Here is a 17,155-nt window from a genome sequence, read left to right as displayed (position 1 = left end):
TATTTTCAAGGAAAAACCAAAACTATGCTCCCACACGCCATTGCATTTTGATTGATACCAGCGATTGAACTGTGCCAAATAATCCTGCATTTCACGCTCCTCCTCTTTCTTGGCGGCATTGTAACAGGTTTTTAACGGGAAGAAGAGAGGCCTAGCTAAGTCTTATTCTCATTTACTCTTGCCTATTGATTATCATCTAAATCCCTTTGTTGCTTCTCAACAAAACTTAGTTATTGAGAATGATTATTATCTATTGACAAGCCTTTTTTGAGGCCTATAATGCCCTTGTTTTTCGTAAGGCTATTTAGCCATCACAATAAGAGGAGACAAACATGCGTAAAACAATGACAGTCGCCGCCATGCTACTTGCTGGCCTTTTTTCTCAAGAAGCTTTGGCCAAATTTAAGGTGGTGACCACCTTTACCGTTATCCAAGATATTGCCCAAAATGTAGCGGGCGATAAGGCGGATGTGGAATCCATCACCAAGGCGGGGGCAGAAATCCACGACTATGAGCCAACTCCCAAGGACATCGTCAAGGCCCAGTCGGCCGATTTGGTGCTTTGGAATGGCATGAACCTAGAGCGTTGGTTTGAAAAATTCTTCCAAAATGTCAAGGACAAGCCTGCCGTGGTTGTAACCGAGGGCATTAAACCGATTTCCATTTATGAAGGGCCTTATAAGGACAACCCTAACCCGCACGCTTGGATGTCGCCATCTAATGCCTTGATTTATATTGAGAATATCAAGAATGCCCTGTCCAAGTACGATCCTGAAAATGCGGAAGCCTATGCCAAAAACGCCCAGGCCTATGCCCAAAAAATCAAGGGTTTAGATGAACCACTGCGAGCCAAACTCATGCAGGTGCCAGAAGCCCAGCGTTGGTTGGTGACCAGTGAAGGGGCCTTTAGCTACCTGGCTCAGGACTATGGCTACAAGGAAGCCTACCTCTGGCCTATCAATGCCGAGCAACAAGGTTCGCCACAACAGGTGCGTAAGTTGATCGATACGGTAAAAGCGAATAAAATCCCGGTGGTCTTTAGCGAAAGCACCATTTCGGATAAACCTGCTAAACAAGTCGCTAAAGAAACCAAGGCCAAATACGGCGGCGTGCTCTATGTGGACTCCCTGTCCACCCAAGACGGCCCCGTACCAACCTATATTGATTTGTTAAATACAACCGTCACGACTATTGTAAAAGGCTTTGAAAAATAATGACCACGCCCCTGCCCGCCTCCATTGCTGTTGAGGATATTGCTGTTCGCTACAACAACGGCCACCTGGCCTTGCACGATGCCTCCTTTTCGCTGACTGGAGGCACGACCTGTGCCCTGGTGGGCGTAAACGGGGGAGGAAAATCCACCCTCTTTAAGGCCATTATGGGTTTGGTTAAGCCCATCAAGGGCAAGGTTAGCCTCTGCGGCCTACCTATTAAGGAAGCCCTCAAGCAGAACCTGGTCTCCTATGTGCCGCAAAGCGAGGAGGTGGACTGGCAGTTCCCAGTGTCGGTTTACGATGTGGTGATGATGGGGCGTTATGGTTATATGAACTTCCTGCGGATTCCCAAGGAAGCCGACAGGGTTCAAGTTCAACAAGCTATGCAACGGGTCGATATTGCCCACCTGGCCGACCGCCAAATTGGCGAGCTGTCAGGCGGGCAGAAAAAACGGGTCTTTCTGGCCCGTGCTTTGGCCCAGCAGAGTAAAATTATTCTCTTAGACGAGCCTTTTACCGGCGTGGATGTCAAAACCGAAAATGCCATTGTGGAACTCTTAGGCCAGCTCCGAGATGAGGGGCATTTGATCCTGGTTTCCACCCATAATTTAGGCTCCGTCCCCGATTTTTGTGATCAGGTGGTGATGATCAACCGCACGGTTTTGGCCGTGGGCAAGACCGAAACCACCTTCAACCAGGAAAACCTGGAACGGGTTTTCGGCGGCGTGCTCCGCCATATTAAACTTCAAGGCGAACACCTGCACGATGACGACGACAGCCGGGCCGTCACCGTGCTGACCGATGATGAACGGCCGGCCGTTTTCTATGGCCAGACCAAGAACGACCCGCCCGCCCCACTGGACAAGAGCCACGAGGGCAAGCACTGATGTTAGACCTTCTCTTAGAACCCTTTGGCTACGAATATATGCTCAAGGCCATTTTTGTCAGCAGCGTAGTCGGCGGCGTGTGTGCCTTCCTTTCTTCTTATCTGATGCTCAAGGGCTGGTCGCTGATTGGCGATGCCCTGTCCCACTCGGTTGTGCCGGGTGTGGCCATTGCCTATGCCCTCTCCCTACCCTATGCTCTCGGTGCCTTTTTCTCCGGCCTCTTAGCCTCGCTGGCCATTCTCTGGATCAAATCCATTACCAAACTCAAGGAAGATGCCGTAATTGGCTTTATCTTCACCACTTTTTTTGCCATCGGCCTCTTGATTGTGTCGCTTAACCCCACTTCAGTGGATGTGCAGGCCATTATCCTGGGCAACATTCTAGGCATTGCCGATGAGGATGTGGTGCAGGTGCTGATTATTTCAGGCATTTCACTGGCCTGCCTTCTCATCTTCTGGAAGGATCTGCTCCTGGTCTTTTTTGATGAAAGCCACGCCTCCACCGTTGGCCTTTCGCCTACTCGCTACAAGGTGCTGTTCTTTACGCTCTTGAGTGCCTGCGTGGTCGGGGCCTTGCAGACCGTGGGGGCCATTTTGGTGATTGCGATGGTTATTACTCCTGGGGCGACTGCCTATCTACTCACTGATGATTTCAAGAAATTAGCCATCATCGCCACCAGCCTGGGCTTTATCACCAGTGCCTGCGGGGCCTATTTGAGCTATTTTTTAGACGGGGCAACGGGCGGCCTGATTGTCTGCCTACAAACCGCCCTCTTCCTGCTGGCCTTTTTCTTCTCGCCTAAATATGGCCTGCTACGCCAGCCCAAAATCAGGGAGGAAAAATAATGGACGGCCTCATTAACTGGTTTAGCGAACCGCTTAGCTACCCCTTTATGCAGAATGCCCTGATTACCGCCCTCTTTGTGGCCATTATCTGTGCCATTCTCTCCTGCTACTTAGTGCTGAAAGGCTGGTCTTTGATGGGTGATGCCATCTCCCACGCCGTCCTGCCGGGCATTATTCTAGCCTTTTTGGTTGGCCTGCCCCTTTCCATCGGGGCCTTTGTCTCAGGCATTTTCTGTGCCTTAAGCGTGGGCTACCTCAAGGAGAATAGCCGAATCAAGGAAGACACTGTGATGGGCATTGTCTTTTCTGGAATGTTCGCCCTAGGGCTTGTAATGTTCGCCAAGATCGAAACCAACCAGCACCTCATGCACATCCTCTTCGGCAACCTCCTAGGCATTAGCCAAAGCGATATGTGGCAGAGCGTGGCAATGTCGGTGGTGATTTTCCTACTGGTCTTTCTTAAACGAAAAGATCTGCTACTCTACTGCTTCGACCCCAGCCACGCCCGAGTGGCCGGCCTGCCAGTCAAACGCTTGCACTACGGTCTCTTGATCTTGCTGGCCTTGACCATTGTGAGTGCAATGCAGGTGGTCGGGGTTATCTTGGTGGTGGCTATGCTCATCTCCCCTGGCATTACCGCCTTCCTACTAACCAAAAAATTCGACCATATGATCGCTGTGGCTCTGGCCTCCTCTATCAGCTCCACTCTCTTGGGAACTTTGATTAGCTATCATATAGACGGTTCAACCGGGGCCTGTATTATCATCACCCAGGCCGTGATTTTTATGGGAGCGCTGGTTTATAGCAAGTTTAGGGCTTAAAAAACACAAGCGGTAAGATCTGCAAGATTTTTTGCAAATGTTACCGCTTGTGGTGATGTTAGGGGCAAATATAATTTGCCCCTACTTTTGATGGCGCCAGCCTCCAGGCTGGTGCCGCAAACTTCTCAATCGAAAAGGCACCAGCGAGGACGCTGGCGCCATCTATGAGGCAAATGTGATTTGCCCCTACCCATAACTTCCTCTAGGCTTCCAAAAACAATAAAAAATCCGCCACGGTATAAAAAGATCCAAACACCAAGACAATATCATTTGAGCCAGCCTGCTCGAATAAATGCTGGGTGGCGGTGGCGATATTGGGGTATCTTTGGGCCTTGGCCTGCGGAAGTTCTATCTTGAGTTTGGTCAGCACCTCTTCCCCGCTTTGGCCTCGGTAATTATCTAGGCCTACGCAGTGCCATTCATCAATAATTTGGGCTAGTGGCTCAACAATACCACTTAAGTCCTTGTCTTTTAAGACGCTGAAGACGGCATAGATTTTTTGCCCAGCTGCTTTCAGCTCTGCCAAGCGGCTGGCCAAGTAGCGGGCAGCATGGGGGTTGTGGCCAACATCAATGATCACTCTTGCAAGCGGTGTTTTTTGAGCGAAATTGACAAAATCCTGCGGACCTAAGGTTTGAAAACGGCCGGCTAGCTGGGCTTGGCTGAGGCTCTCATGCAGAATTTCATCGCTGATTTCAAAGGGCAGATTGGTCAGTACAGCCAAGGCGGTGGCGGCATTGGGCAGAGGAATCTGCGGCAGGGGTAAATTTACCAAGTTTTTGCTGCTTGATTGCCAGTACAAGCGGTCTGATTTTTGCTCAAATATCCAATCTACATTTCGTCTAAAAACGTGACAGTTTAACGAATCTGCCCTTTCTAAAATAGAATTTGGGCAGTCGGGTTCACCAATCACTACAGGAATATTGGGGCGGAAAATACCTGCTTTTTCCCGACCAATATCTTCTCGATTGTCGCCAAGGAATTCAACATGATCGATGTCGATAGAGGTAATCACGGCAAAGTCAGGATCAACAATATTTGTGGCATCCAAACGTCCGCCTAGGCCCACTTCGAGGATCACTACATCCAGGCCTGCCTGCTTAAAGAGATAGAGGGCGGACAGGGTGCTGAACTCAAAATAGGTTAGGGATTGATTGCGGTTTTGCTCAATAAAGGCAAAGGAATCAATATGGGCTTGGTCAGCCAGCATTTGCCCCTGAACCCGCACCCGTTCGTTATAGCGAATCAGGTGGGGCGAGGAATAGACGCCCACTCGCTTGCCGGCCTTGAGCAAGGCAGTTTCTAGCATTTTGCAGGTGGAACCCTTGCCGTTGGTGCCGGCCACGGTAATCACATAGGGGGCAGGCTTGAGGAGATCAAGCTCTTGGGCCACGGATTTAATCCGCTCCAAGCCCATATCAATGGGTTTGAAGTGGCTTTGTTCCAAATAGGAAAGCCACGTTTCCAATGAATCCGTGGCTTTAGGGGTAATGAGGTGGGTCATTAGCGGTTTTCTTCTTCTACTGCTTCTTTTGCTTCTTTTGCTTCTTCGGCCTCAACAATCAATTCGCCTGTTTTAAAGGGCGAGGCTTGGTTGGTGATTTTGGCCACAATGCGGGCGAGGGTATCACGCATATCCTTACGGTGAACGATCATATCAATGGCCCCTTTTTCCAAGAGGAACTCACTGCGTTGGAAGCCTTCTGGCAGTTTTTCCCGCACGGTTTGCTCAATAACACGAGGGCCAGCGAAGCCGATTAGGGCTTTAGGTTCTGCAATGTTGATGTCGCCCAACATGGCCAAGCTGGCCGATACCCCGCCCAGGGTTGGGTCGGTGAGGACAGAAATAAAAGGCACACCTAGCTCACGCATACGGGCAAGAATGGCACTGGTTTTAGCCATTTGCATAAGCGAGAAAAGTGCCTCCTGCATACGAGCACCGCCTGAAGCGGAGAAGCAGATAAAGGGAATATTTTGGCTCAAGGCACGCTCACAGGCACGCACAAATTTTGAACCGACCACCGATCCCATAGAGCCGCCCATAAACTCAAAGTTAAAGGCCGCAACCACAACCGGCATATCGTAGAGTTTACCTTCCATTACAATAAAGGCATCCTTCTCACCTGTTTGTTTTTGGGCAGCACTTAAGCGATCCTTGTATTTTTTCAGATCCTTAAACTTGAGGATATCTTGCGGCTCGACATCAGCGGCGATTTCGACAGCCGTTTCTGGGTCTAACAAATTGGTTAGGCGTAGGCGGGAGTTGATCCGCATGTGGTGGTCGCATTTTGGACAGACTTCCAAATTACGTTTGAGTTCTTCGCTGTATAAAACCTGTTCGCAGCTGCTGCATTTTGTCCAGACCCCTTCAGGGATTTTGGATTTGCTGCCGCTTGCCGAGGTATTTTTTCCTAAAATTCTTTCAATCCAGCTCATGGTTACACCTTTTGTGTTGAGAAAATTGGGCTTATTTTGCCATAAAATCTTGCTTTGTGATATGGAAAATTTGCTGTTCCGAGCAGCGGGGGATTTATTCCCTAGGGTAACCAAGTTACCCTAGGTTAAGCATGATTTTGCCCCTTTGGGGCAAGAAGAATTACCCCACATTGCAATCCATAAATAAGAAAGGATTAACCGCACTGCGGGCAAAGCCTTTTTTCTCCATTTCATCGTCAAGGAAAAGGCTGGCCAAATCATCGGCTACAGGTTCAACATGGGGATCTTTTTCCTGATATAGCACCTTGAGGTAGCTTTCACAGTCGCCACAGGTTTCAGCCTTCACGGCTGCGTCCACGCTGTCCAGGCTCCAATAGTCTAGCTTGCCTGTTTGCTCGCAGTTGGAGCATTTAACCCGCACCATGTTCCACTCGCTTTCGCACAAGGAACAATGCAAATAGCGCAGGCCTTGGGTGTCGCCAAAATGTACCACGCTGGTCACAGGGGCTGCATCACAGACTGGGCAGGTGTGGCGGCCTTCGCCATAGGTTTCCTCAATATTACGAGGCAGCTGCTGGGCCAGTTGAGTGAAATAAAGGGAAAGGGCGGCCCATAAAAAGACGGCCTTGTCTGCCCCCACTTCTTCATAACGTTCATTCAGGAGGCTGTCTGCCATGTTTTCCAATTCAGAACTGGAGGCCTTGATAAACCATTCGAGGGTTGGTTGAGCCGCTTCAGAGGCATAAGGTTTGAATTTGTCCACCATAACCAAGAGCAGATCCCGCCAAACAGGATCACGCTGGAAGTGTTTGGCATTGAGCGGTTTTTCGCCCTCGTTGGCAGCGATACAAGCGGTCAATTTTTCAGAAAAATCTGCAAGTGGGAAGTTTTCTAGCAGGTCTAGCTGGGTTTCCACCAAATTTGCGGCGAAAACCAGGTAGTTGCCCAAGGGGTGATCTTCTGACAACTGACGCAAGCGTTTGGCCCGGCGGTGGTAGAGGTTTTTAGGGTTAGCAAAGAGAAGCGGCGGGTTGTGGAAGGACGAGGCCGCTTGTTTGATTTCTTCTTGGGGTAAAATTCGGATACTCATGTAGGCTCCTAAGCGAAAATTTACGGAATTGTAACAAAATTTCGTCCAAGAGCCTATAAGCAAATATTGTTAGCCCACCACTTTTGGCAGGTAGCCGGCTTGGATAACAAAAGGAATGGAGACAATCATCACGCCCAGCACTAAAACCAAGAAGAGGATGGCATTGCCGCCCCAAACACGGTATGGCAGGTTAGGATGTTGTTTACGCACCTTCCAAACCAAGGCGATTGGCAGGACGATGGCATAGAAGGCAAACATTTGGCCGGCATAGCTTAGGGCTAAGATAAAGCCTTCTGGGTAGAAGATGGCAAAGGCCAGCGGTGGTAAGAAGGTAATTAGGCCTAGCGTGTAACGGCCTGCTTCAATCTTAAAGGAGGTTTTAAGCAGGTCTTCTAAACATTCAAACAGGCCCAGTGCCACGCCCAAGAAAGAGGTAATCAAGGCCAGAGCGGAGAACACTTTCACAGCGGTGGAAATAATCGGGCTGCCTGTGACGGTTAAGGTGGCCTGCACCAGGCCGTTGAGGGTTGGATCTTGCTCTAAAATAGCCAAGAAAGTGCCCTGGCTCAAAATGCCATGGGTGGAGAACTGCCATAAGATGTAGGCCACTAACGTGATGAGAGAGCCAACAATAATGGCAAAACGGAGCGCCTTGGTGTTGCCTTCTAGGTAGTAGTTGAGGCTAGGAATAGAACCGTGGAAGCCAAAGGCGGTAAAGAAGACTGGGCTGGCGGAAATGATGAGGGCCTTGTCAATCGGCATGGCCATAAGGTTATCTAGTTTGACTTCTGGCAGCATCAAACCTAGCACTACGACAAGGCCGGCAATCATAAGTACAAAGGCCAGGCGGTTGAGTTTGTCCACGCTTTTGGTGCCTAAAACAATAAAGGCGCCAAAGAAAAGGGTAAAGAGCACCATGGCGATTTTGCTGTGAGTGTCAGCATCGGTTAAAACTGGCAAAATACTGGCCAAGATAGAACCTCCACCCGTGACATAGGCGGCCACCAGGGCATAGAGGAAGATCACCAAGACGGTTGTCGCCACAATCCGACCAAAGGTGCCGTAATATTTGTGGGCCAGGGTGCCAAAGCCGGCATCCTTGTCTGCGGTTTGGTAGATTTCCACAAAAAGGAGCGCACTAAAGGTTAAAAGGGCCCATAGGCCAAAAAGTAAAAATAGGGTAAAACCAAAACCAATGCCTGCGGAGGTGAGCGGCATGGCCAGCATCCCCCCACCGATCATGGTGCCTGCCACCAGTAAGGTGGTGCCCAGAGTTTTGTTCATCATAATCAGACCTCGCTAATAAAAAAACAGCCACATTCTAGCAGAGAAAATCAGAAATGCACGAATTATTTTACAGTGTAAAATAATAATTACACTCTTTCTGTAAGCAAAAAGAAACCCTGCACGTGCAGGGTTTGGTTCATTTGCAAAAAATTACATATTTTCAACCACTTTATCGGCAAATTCGCTGGTTGAGCATAATGTGGCGTTTTCAAGCGTTTCGGCAAAATCGAAGGTCACTGTTTTGTTTAAAATAGCCTGTTCCATACCTTTTACCACTAGATCTGCCGCTTCAAGCCAGCCTAGGTGGCGCAACATCATCTCACCACTTAGGATAATAGAGCCTGGATTGGCCTTGTTTTGGCCCGCAATTTTTGGTGCCGTGCCGTGGGTGGCTTCAAAAATAGCGGCTTCAAAACCAATATTAGCCCCTGGGGAGATACCAATTCCGCCTACTTGAGCGGCTAGGGCGTCTGAAATATAGTCGCCGTTAAGGTTGAGGGTGGCTATAACATCGTAGTCCGCTGGGTGGAGCAAGACTTCTTGCAAGAAGGCATCAGCAATGGAGTCCTTAATGATGATTTCCTTGCCGGTTTTCGGGTTAGTCATCTTATGCCAGCTGCCGCCATCAAGCGGTTCTGCCCCAAATTCCTTGGCCACTTGGTAACCCCATTCTTTGAAAGCCCCTTCGGTGAACTTCATAATGTTGCCCTTATGAACCAGGGTGAGAGAATCCCGATCATTGTCGATCACATATTGGAGAGCCGCACGCACCAAGCGTTGTGTACCCTCTTTGGAAACCGGCTTGATACCAATGCCGCACTCTTGCGGGAAGCGGATTTTTTTCACGCCCATTTCATTTTGCAAGAAGGCGATAACCTTGTCAGCCTCGGCCGTGCCAGCGGCCCATTCCACGCCTGCGTAAATGTCTTCCGAGTTTTCACGGAAGATAACCATATCCACTAATTCCGGGCGTTTTACTGGGCTTGGCACGCCTTGGTAGTAGCGGATTGGGCGTAGGCAGTTGTAGAGATCCAGAGTTTGACGCATGGTTACATTAAGGGAGCGGATCCCGCCACCTACTGGGGTCATAAGCGGGCCTTTAATGGCGATATGGTAGTGCTTGATGAGGTCTAGGGTTTGCTGTGGCAGCCAGGTGTTCTCGCCGAAGAGCTTGTTGGCTTTTTCGCCTGCATAGATTTCTAGCCATTCGATCTTACGCTCGCCGCCATAGGCTTTTTTAACCGCCGCATCAATGACGGTACGCATGGCTGGGGTAACATCCACCCCAATGCCATCGCCTTCAATAAAGGGAACGGTTGGATTATTAGGCACATTAAGTGAGCCGTCTTCATTGATGCTGATGCGATTGCCTTTTGGTGTTTGCATGGGGTTCTCCTTCAAAATAGGGATGATAAATTTTAACAAAATTGTTACATTTACATCTTAGCAAATTTTTGCCTGAAATTAACCTTTCAGATCAGAATTTCTTGCTATTTTGTGATCTTGGTCACTTTTTTGAGGAAATTCCACCAATGGCCAATAAACAAGCGGTCATTCATTCAAGATTTTTTACAAATTTTGAGGTTTGTGATAAGGTTGAAGCCATTGTTTTCACTTATTTAAGGACACCCATGACCAAACTTTTCCCTCAAGCCCAACCCCGTACTAAAGCCCCTTTCCGCTTTGACATCGTTGGTAGTTTCTTACGCCCTGAAACCCTCAAGCAAGCCCGCCAGCAATGTGCCTGTGGTGACTTATCTTGTGCCGATTTAACCCAAATTGAAGACGCTGAAATTGCCAAGCTGGTTGAACAGCAAAAGGTCGTGGGCCTACACGCCGTAACCGATGGCGAATTCCGCCGCACCTTTTGGCATTTGGATTTCTTAGCCGCCCTTGATGGCGTGCAAGAGGTTGAAGCGGAAAAATTCTCGGTACAATTTAAACACCACAGTGTTCGGCCGAAAACCCTGAAAATTGTCGATAAAGTCGGCTTTTCCGATAGCCATCCTTTCTTGGAACACTACCGCTCGCTCCAAGCCATTGCAGGCAACCACCCTGTGAAATTCACTATTCCATCGCCAAGCATGCTGCACCTGATCAGCACCGTGAGAGAAGAAAACTACCAGCCTATCGCCCGCTATGCAGACAATAACCAGCAGCTTTTAGACGACATCGCCGATGCCTATAAAACCGCTCTTGAAAAATTCTATGCCCTGGGCTGCCGTAACCTGCAATTAGACGACACCAGCTGGGGCGAGCTTTGCTCTGAAGAAAAGCGTGCAGCCTATGCTGCCCGTGGCTTTGACCTAGACCAACTAGCCAAGGACTATGTTTACTTAGTCAATCGAGCCATTGCAGGCCGCCCTCAAGATATGACCGTGACCATGCACATCTGCCGTGGCAACTTCCGCTCAACCTGGTTCTCATCAGGTGGTTATGAACCTGTTGCCGAAACCTTGTTTGGTAGCTGCCAAGTAGATGGCTTCTTCTTGGAATACGACAGCGAACGTTCGGGCGATTTCAAGCCACTACGCTTTATTAAAGATCAGCAAGTGGTCCTAGGCTTGATTACCTCAAAAGATGGTAACTTAGAAGACAAGGCAGAAATCTTCGCCCGTATTCAAGAAGCCAGCCAGTATGTGGACATCAACCAACTCTGCCTCAGCCCGCAATGCGGCTTCGCTTCAACCGAAGAAGGCAATATCCTGACCGAAGAGCAGCAATGGAACAAGCTCAACTTCATCCGTGAAATTGCTGAAGAAGTGTGGGGCAAGCCACAAGCGGCCTAAAATCCCTTGTTTTTTGCAAAAGAAAATCGGGCCTCGGCCCGATTTTTTAGTAATTGTAGGTTCGATAAACAAACAAGCCCACCAAAATTGCCATGGCAATTAAGAGCTGGATCAAACGCTTTTTCGTGAGTTTTTGTGCAGCCATTGGTGTCCTCTCTTTAAGCCCTACGCCAAGTCGTGCCATTGGCTCCATCTTCTAACACAATGCCCATAGCTGTGAGCTTATTGCGGGCTTCATCCGCCGCTGGCCAGTTCTTGGCTGCTCGGGCTTCATTGCGTTGTTTGATAAGAGCTTCAATTTCTGCAACTTCTTGGTCATCTCCACCCGCTTGTAAGAAGGCTTCTGGGGCCTGTTGCAAGAGGCCTAAGACACCAGCCAACTCCTTCAATCGAGCTGCCAAACCATCTGCCTCTGTTGCCTTGTCAGCCTTAAGTTTATTGACCTCCCGAGCCAATTCAAACAAGACAGCCAAGGCACCTGGGGTGTTGAAATCATCATTCATGGCTGCCTTAAAGGCCTCTACATATTGCTGGCCGCCTTGTGGCTCGGCACTTAAATCGCAACCACGCAAGGCAGTGTATAGGCGTTCTAGGGCGGAACGGGCTAGATCTAGATTCTCAATGCTGTAATCCAAGAGGCTGCGGTAATGGGCGGTTAAGAAGAAATAACGCAGGCTTTCGGCATCGTAACGCTCCAGCATATAGCGAATGGAGAAGAAGTTGCCTAGGGATTTGGACATTTTCTCCTTGTCAATGGTCAGCATGCCTGTGTGTAGCCAATAATTAACGTAGTTCTCGCCGTGGGCGCAGCAGGATTGGGCGATTTCGTTTTCGTGATGAGGGAACATTAAATCCGCTCCGCCGCCGTGAATATCAAAATGATTACCCAAAACCTTGCTGTTCATGGCCGAACATTCAATATGCCAGCCTGGTCTGCCCTTGCCCCAAGGGGAATCCCAGCTTGGTTCGTTGGCCTTGGACATCTTCCACAAGACGAAATCCATTGGGTTGCGTTTAACACTCTTGATCTCTACCCTGGCCCCTGCCTGTAACTGCTCAAGGTTTTGGCGAGAAAGGGCGCCGTAGTTTTTGTAGCTTTCCACATTGAACATCACATCGCCATCTTCCGCCACATAGGCATGGCCTTTTTCAATCAGTTTTTCAACCAGAGCGATGATTTCAGGCATATGCTGGGTGGCCCGTGGCTCTACATCTGGGCGAAGAATATTGAGAGCATCGAAATCCTTATGCATTTCGGCGATCATATTTTCAACCAGTTCATCGCAGGTCTGATTATTCTCTAGGGCACGTTTGATGATCTTATCGTCCACATCGGTGATGTTACGTACATAATTCACCTCATAACCCAAATAACGGAGGTAACGCACCACCACATCAAAGGACACAAAAGTGCGGCCGTGGCCAAAGTGGCAGAGGTCATAAACTGTGACACCGCAGACATACATGCCGATCTGATTAGGCTTAATCGGTTTAAATTCTTCTTTTTCTCGTTTTAGGGTGTTATAAATCTTCAGCATAGCGGCCTCGTTTCCAATAAAAATTTAGGCCTAAGTATAGCGAACAAGCGGTCTGATTTGCAAAAAATCTTACAAAATCAGCCGCTTGATCTTGGAGAACATCATTCAACTTATCCTCTATAAGGGTTAAATAATGATTTATACCCTAAAAGGGATATTATTGACTTTATAGGCTAAAGGGGATATATTGCCTTTTATCCTTTATAGATGATAAGGAGGATAAGATGATTGTGACCACGCCCAAGATGTTAGCTCATGCCATTCGGGAATACCGCTATCAGGATAATTTATCCCAAACCGATATTGCCAAACTAGCAGGCACCAAGCAGGCAACCGTTTCTGTGTTTGAAAATATGCCTGAAAGCACCAAACTTGAAACCCTGTTTAAGATCTTAATGGCCTTGGAATTAGAATTGGTCGTTCAGCCAAGGCCCAAAATGAATACAGCAGCCAATCAGGATGAGCTGGCTTTGATTGTGGCTGAACCAACCACTAACCACTACCAAATTGATGATGAGGATTGGTAATGAGCAACCTGAAATTAACTGTCGCCATGAATGGTATGCCTGTAGGAGAATGGCGCAAGCTGGCAAATGGAGCAACCGAATTTCAATATTTTAAGGGTTGGATTGCCTCTGAAAAAGCCCGTGCTATTTCCTTGTCCTTACCCCTTTCAGGCAAGCCTTATCGGGGCGATCAGGTCTATAATTTCTTTGATAATCTCTTGCCTGATAGCGAACTTATTCGTTCTCGTATTCAACAGCGTTTTCAGGTTTCAACCAAACACCCTTTTGATCTGCTTTCGGTTATCGGGCAAGATTGCGTGGGTGCCATTCAGCTCTATCAAGAGGGCAAATCCCGCCCTGTTCGGCGGATTTATGCTGAGCCGCTCTCTGAATCTGAAATTGAATCTTTGTTGAAAAACTATCAATATTCCCCGCTTGGTATGCAAAATCATGAGGATTTTAGGATTTCCTTAGCTGGCGCCCAAGAAAAAACAGCCTTGCTGCTACACAACAATCAGTGGTGCCGCCCCCTGCACACCACGCCCACCAGCCACATTTTCAAATTGCCGATTGGCATGGTGGGGCAAGGCCAGCTAGATCTCTCTAAAAGCTGTGAAAATGAATGGCTTTGCCTCAAATTAATGAAGATGTTTGGCCTGGCTGTGCCTGAAGCAGATATTATGCACTTTGGTGATACTACGGTGCTGGTGGTGAAACGCTTTGACAGGCGTTGGTCTAAAAGAGAATCCTGGCTGGTTCGCCTGCCACAAGAGGACTTCTGCCAAGCCCTTAACATCGCCCCTGCCCGCAAATATGAGAGTGATGGCGGGCCTAGTATGGGGCAGATCTTATCTGTGCTAAACGGCTCTGTGACCCCAGTCGAAGATCGCAAGCATTTTCTCAAGGCTCAGATCGTTTTTTGGCTCTTATGCGCCATTGATGGCCATGCCAAAAACTTTAGCCTTTTCCTTGAACAGGGCAACCGTTACCGCCTAACACCTTTTTATGATGTAATTTCGGCCTATCCCCTGATTAGCGAAAAAACCTTACAAAAGCAAAAAGTAAAAATGGCCATGGCCTGGCAGGGCGAAAATAAGCATTACTTATGGCATAAGATCCAGCCCCGCCATTTTTACTCAACCGCCAAACTGGCAGCCATTGCGGCTGAAACGGTGGATGAAATCCTACATGAAATCCTGCGTGATTCTACCAAGCTCTCCAGTATAAAAACGGCTCACTTACCGAGTTTTATTGCGGATCCGATTTTGGAAGGATTAAGCCAGCAACTTACCAAACTTTAGCCCTTGCAAATTTTTGCCCTATTTTGCCCGCTTGTTACAAGAAAAAAGCGTGTGAACTCACATCCACACGCTTTTTCTAGGCTAATTCATCCTAATCACACGGCACAACCTTAATGGCCAAGCCGCCTGTTGAGGTTTCACGGTATTTGGCGTTCATGTCCTTACCCGTTTCTAGCATGGTTTCAATGACCTTATCCAAACTTACCCGTGGGGCATTGGTGGTTTTCAGGGCCATGCGGCTGGCGTTGATGGCTTTTACGGAAGCGATGGCATTGCGTTCAATACACGGCACTTGCACTTGGCCGCCGACAGGGTCGCAGGTTAAGCCCAGGTTGTGTTCCATGGCGATTTCCGCTGCAATACAAACCTGTTCCGGGCTGCCACCCATAATTTCAGTTAAGCCTGCGGCGGCCATGGAACAGGCCACGCCCACCTCGCCCTGGCAGCCCACTTCTGCTCCTGAAATTGAGGCATTCATTTTATAGAGTGAGCCGATAAAACTGGTGGCCAGTAAATAACGTTCAATGGTTTCAGCTGTTGGATGGGCGATAAATTCACGGTAATAGGCGAAGACGGCCGGCACAATGCCACAAGCCCCGTTGGTTGGAGCGGTTACAACTCGCCCGCCTGCGGCATTTTCTTCGTTTACCGCCAGGGCGAACATATTGACCCAATCCACGATCTGCATAGGATCGTTATTTAATTTGCTAGAAGCCTCCAACGAGCGGCGCAATAGGCTGGCACGACGAACCACTTTTAGCGGGCCAGGCAGTAAGCCCTCTGTGTTTAGGCCACGTTGGATACAGGCATCCATGGTTTGCCAGATTTTTTGCAGGTAATCGCTGATCTCTTGTTTGGAACGCAAGGCCTGTTCGTTTTTCAGCATAATGCTGGAAATAGGCAAGCCCTGTTGCTTGCAGTGTTGGAGCATATCAGCGGCATATTGGTAAGGGAAAGGCACTTTTTGCCCGCCTTCGGCTTCATGGCCAAACTGGCTTTCTTCCACAATAAAACCGCCACCGATAGAATAGAAGGTGCGGGTCAAAAGCAAGGTTTCGCCTGCAAAGGCACTTAAACGCATACCGTTTTCATGCAAAGATAAAAAATCGTGGTGGAAAGGCATATCGCCCATAAAATCAAAGGCGATGGTTTTGGCGAATTCTGGTTCTGCTTGGTCGAGCGTGATTTGGCCGCTGGTTTTCACGGCCTCAATCAAACCCTCAATGGCTTCAACATCCACATTATCTGGCAAATAGCCCATCAAGCCCAAGACAATAGCAATATCAGTATTATGCCCACGGCCCGTAAGGGAAAGCGATCCATAAACATCCACCTGGACACGGCTGACCTGGGCCAATTTTTGGCTGTCACGCAGTTCATCAATAAAGAGCTTACTGGCCTTCATTGGGCCAACCGTGTGGGAACTAGACGGCCCAATCCCCACTTTAAACATATCAAACACACTAATCATAAACACACCTTGCAAAAAAGCGAAAAAAATCCCCCGCTTGTTGGCGGAAAGAAAGGCCTCATTGTAGCAAAATTCTAGGCTTTTTGTAATCTACCCCAAAAGAATTAGCCCCTAACTTTATTGAGTTTAAACATAAATTTTATTAAATAAAAATATTTATCATTTAGTGATAAATATAAATAGTTTTTATTTGTTGATTAATTAAAAATTATTCCCAATAAATCTTAAATAACAATAAATATCAGTTAGCCGATTAAATAAATCTATCAATTTAATTGCTTGCACATTTTAAAAAAACGCCTATAATAGCCCTTGTTTTGGTCATGCAGTGGTTTTGGCAAAACAGGAATATTTCTTAACTTAATAATTAAAGAGGAATTTAAAAATGACAAATGCAATTGGTTTAAATGTAGAAACTTCAAATAAAGTCGCCGCAGAATTAAATAACTTACTTGCTTCATACCAAGTATTTTATATGAACGTACGTGGTTATCACTGGAACATTAAGGGTGTAAACTTCTTTGAATTACACGCTAAATTTGAAGAAATCTATGATGATTTAGTCGTAAAAGTAGATGAAGTGGCAGAGCGTATTCTTACCCTTGGTCAACGCCCTGAAAACGCCTTCAGCGAATACTTAAAAGTTTCACGCATTAAAGAGCACGTTGGCATCAGCAACCCACGTGAATGCTTACAAGGCACACTAGAAGGCTTCCAAGCCCTACTTAAACAACAACGTGAAGTCATGGAATTGGCTGCTGAGTTCGGCGATGAAGGTACCGCTTCTCAAATGAGCGACTACATCAAAGAACAAGAAAAACAAGTTTGGATGTTCTCTGCTTCTGCTGCTTGTGGCATCTGTGAAGCCTAATCCTTAATATAGGTTTAAGCCTGAATATTGGAAAAACAATATTCAGGCTTTTTTACTTTTATTTAAGCAAACGGTTGCGTCAATTATCAAATCCGCTAT

15 protein-coding genes are annotated in these 17,155 nt (G+C 47.8%); 8 read left to right on the top strand and 7 right to left on the bottom strand.

Features of this window, described 5'->3' with window-relative positions:
• Nucleotides 1-332 precede the first annotated feature (332 nt).
• From A4G20_06245 to A4G20_06230, 4 genes are read left to right on the top strand one after another with little or no spacing between them, the layout of a single operon-like run.
• A complete protein-coding gene (locus tag A4G20_06245) occupies nucleotides 333-1,214 on the top strand; it encodes an iron-binding protein (protein ID QIW15958.1) in 882 nt (293 codons plus the stop codon).
• Complete coding sequence (locus tag A4G20_06240; GenBank protein QIW15957.1) at nucleotides 1,214-2,101, top strand: iron ABC transporter permease; 888 nt, start codon at nucleotides 1,214-1,216, stop codon at nucleotides 2,099-2,101. Before A4G20_06245 ends, A4G20_06240 begins: the two co-directional genes overlap by 1 nt.
• A complete protein-coding gene (locus A4G20_06235; protein QIW15956.1) occupies nucleotides 2,101-2,946 on the top strand; it encodes a hypothetical protein in 846 nt (281 codons plus the stop codon). The genes A4G20_06240 and A4G20_06235 overlap by 1 nt, the downstream gene beginning before the upstream one ends.
• Nucleotides 2,946-3,767 carry an iron ABC transporter permease gene (locus tag A4G20_06230; protein ID QIW15955.1) on the top strand — a complete coding sequence of 274 codons (822 nt, stop codon included), beginning with the start codon at nucleotides 2,946-2,948 and terminating at the stop codon, nucleotides 3,765-3,767. Before A4G20_06235 ends, A4G20_06230 begins: the two co-directional genes overlap by 1 nt.
• 202 nt (nucleotides 3,768-3,969) lie before the next feature.
• Here the strand turns inward: A4G20_06230 and A4G20_06225 are convergent, their stop codons facing one another.
• The 5 genes from A4G20_06225 to A4G20_06205 all read right to left on the bottom strand — a co-directional run bounded on the left by A4G20_06225 (nucleotide 3,970) and on the right by A4G20_06205 (nucleotide 9,966).
• A complete protein-coding gene (locus A4G20_06225) occupies nucleotides 3,970-5,271 on the bottom strand; it encodes a bifunctional folylpolyglutamate synthase/dihydrofolate synthase (GenBank protein QIW15954.1) in 1,302 nt (433 codons plus the stop codon).
• Nucleotides 5,271-6,203, bottom strand: a complete 933-nt coding sequence (locus tag A4G20_06220) for an acetyl-CoA carboxylase subunit beta (GenBank protein ID QIW15953.1) — start codon at nucleotides 6,201-6,203, stop codon at nucleotides 5,271-5,273. The genes A4G20_06225 and A4G20_06220 overlap by 1 nt, the downstream gene beginning before the upstream one ends.
• A gap of 160 nt (nucleotides 6,204-6,363) precedes the next feature.
• Nucleotides 6,364-7,293, bottom strand: coding sequence for a formate dehydrogenase accessory protein FdhE (locus tag A4G20_06215; protein QIW15952.1), 930 nt, complete (start codon nucleotides 7,291-7,293; stop codon nucleotides 6,364-6,366).
• A gap of 69 nt (nucleotides 7,294-7,362) precedes the next feature.
• A complete protein-coding gene (locus tag A4G20_06210; GenBank protein ID QIW16867.1) occupies nucleotides 7,363-8,577 on the bottom strand; it encodes a tyrosine transporter in 1,215 nt (404 codons plus the stop codon).
• Between the two features lie 153 nt (nucleotides 8,578-8,730).
• The gene (locus A4G20_06205; GenBank protein ID QIW15951.1) at nucleotides 8,731-9,966 is read right to left on the bottom strand and encodes an NADP-dependent isocitrate dehydrogenase; all 1,236 of its coding nucleotides are present in this window, start codon (nucleotides 9,964-9,966) and stop codon (nucleotides 8,731-8,733) included.
• 245 nt (nucleotides 9,967-10,211) lie between these two features.
• Between A4G20_06205 and A4G20_06200 the strand changes: the two genes are divergently transcribed.
• Entirely contained in the window at nucleotides 10,212-11,369 is a 1,158-nt protein-coding gene (locus A4G20_06200) for a methionine synthase (protein QIW16866.1), read from the top strand.
• A 158-nt stretch (nucleotides 11,370-11,527) separates the two neighbouring features.
• On the opposite strand, the gene A4G20_06195 is transcribed toward A4G20_06200, so the two are convergent.
• Nucleotides 11,528-12,907 (bottom strand): cysteine--tRNA ligase, encoded by a 1,380-nt coding sequence (locus tag A4G20_06195; GenBank protein ID QIW15950.1) that lies wholly within the window; start codon nucleotides 12,905-12,907, stop codon nucleotides 11,528-11,530.
• A gap of 224 nt (nucleotides 12,908-13,131) precedes the next feature.
• On the opposite strand from A4G20_06195, the gene A4G20_06190 reads away from it, so the two are divergent.
• Both A4G20_06190 and A4G20_06185 read left to right on the top strand, forming a co-directional pair.
• Nucleotides 13,132-13,434: a transcriptional regulator gene (locus tag A4G20_06190; protein QIW15949.1), complete on the top strand. Its 303-nt coding sequence runs from the start codon at nucleotides 13,132-13,134 to the stop codon at nucleotides 13,432-13,434.
• Nucleotides 13,434-14,714, top strand: coding sequence for a serine/threonine protein kinase (locus A4G20_06185; protein QIW15948.1), 1,281 nt, complete (start codon nucleotides 13,434-13,436; stop codon nucleotides 14,712-14,714). The genes A4G20_06190 and A4G20_06185 overlap by 1 nt, the downstream gene beginning before the upstream one ends.
• 91 nt (nucleotides 14,715-14,805) lie before the next feature.
• Here the strand turns inward: A4G20_06185 and A4G20_06180 are convergent, their stop codons facing one another.
• On the bottom strand, nucleotides 14,806-16,185 hold the full coding sequence (locus A4G20_06180) for an L-serine ammonia-lyase (GenBank protein QIW15947.1): 1,380 nt from the start codon (nucleotides 16,183-16,185) through the stop codon (nucleotides 14,806-14,808).
• A 385-nt stretch (nucleotides 16,186-16,570) separates the two neighbouring features.
• Here A4G20_06180 and A4G20_06175 point away from each other — a divergent pair, with 385 nt between their 5' ends.
• Nucleotides 16,571-17,056 carry a DNA starvation/stationary phase protection protein gene (locus A4G20_06175; protein QIW15946.1) on the top strand — a complete coding sequence of 162 codons (486 nt, stop codon included), beginning with the start codon at nucleotides 16,571-16,573 and terminating at the stop codon, nucleotides 17,054-17,056.
• The last annotated feature ends 99 nt before the right edge of the window (nucleotides 17,057-17,155 follow it).

It is taken from the genome of Pasteurellaceae bacterium RH1A (genome assembly GCA_012221805.1).
GTDB lineage: Bacteria > Pseudomonadota > Gammaproteobacteria > Enterobacterales > Pasteurellaceae > RH1A.
This window is presented reverse-complemented; position numbering and strand designations above follow the sequence as displayed.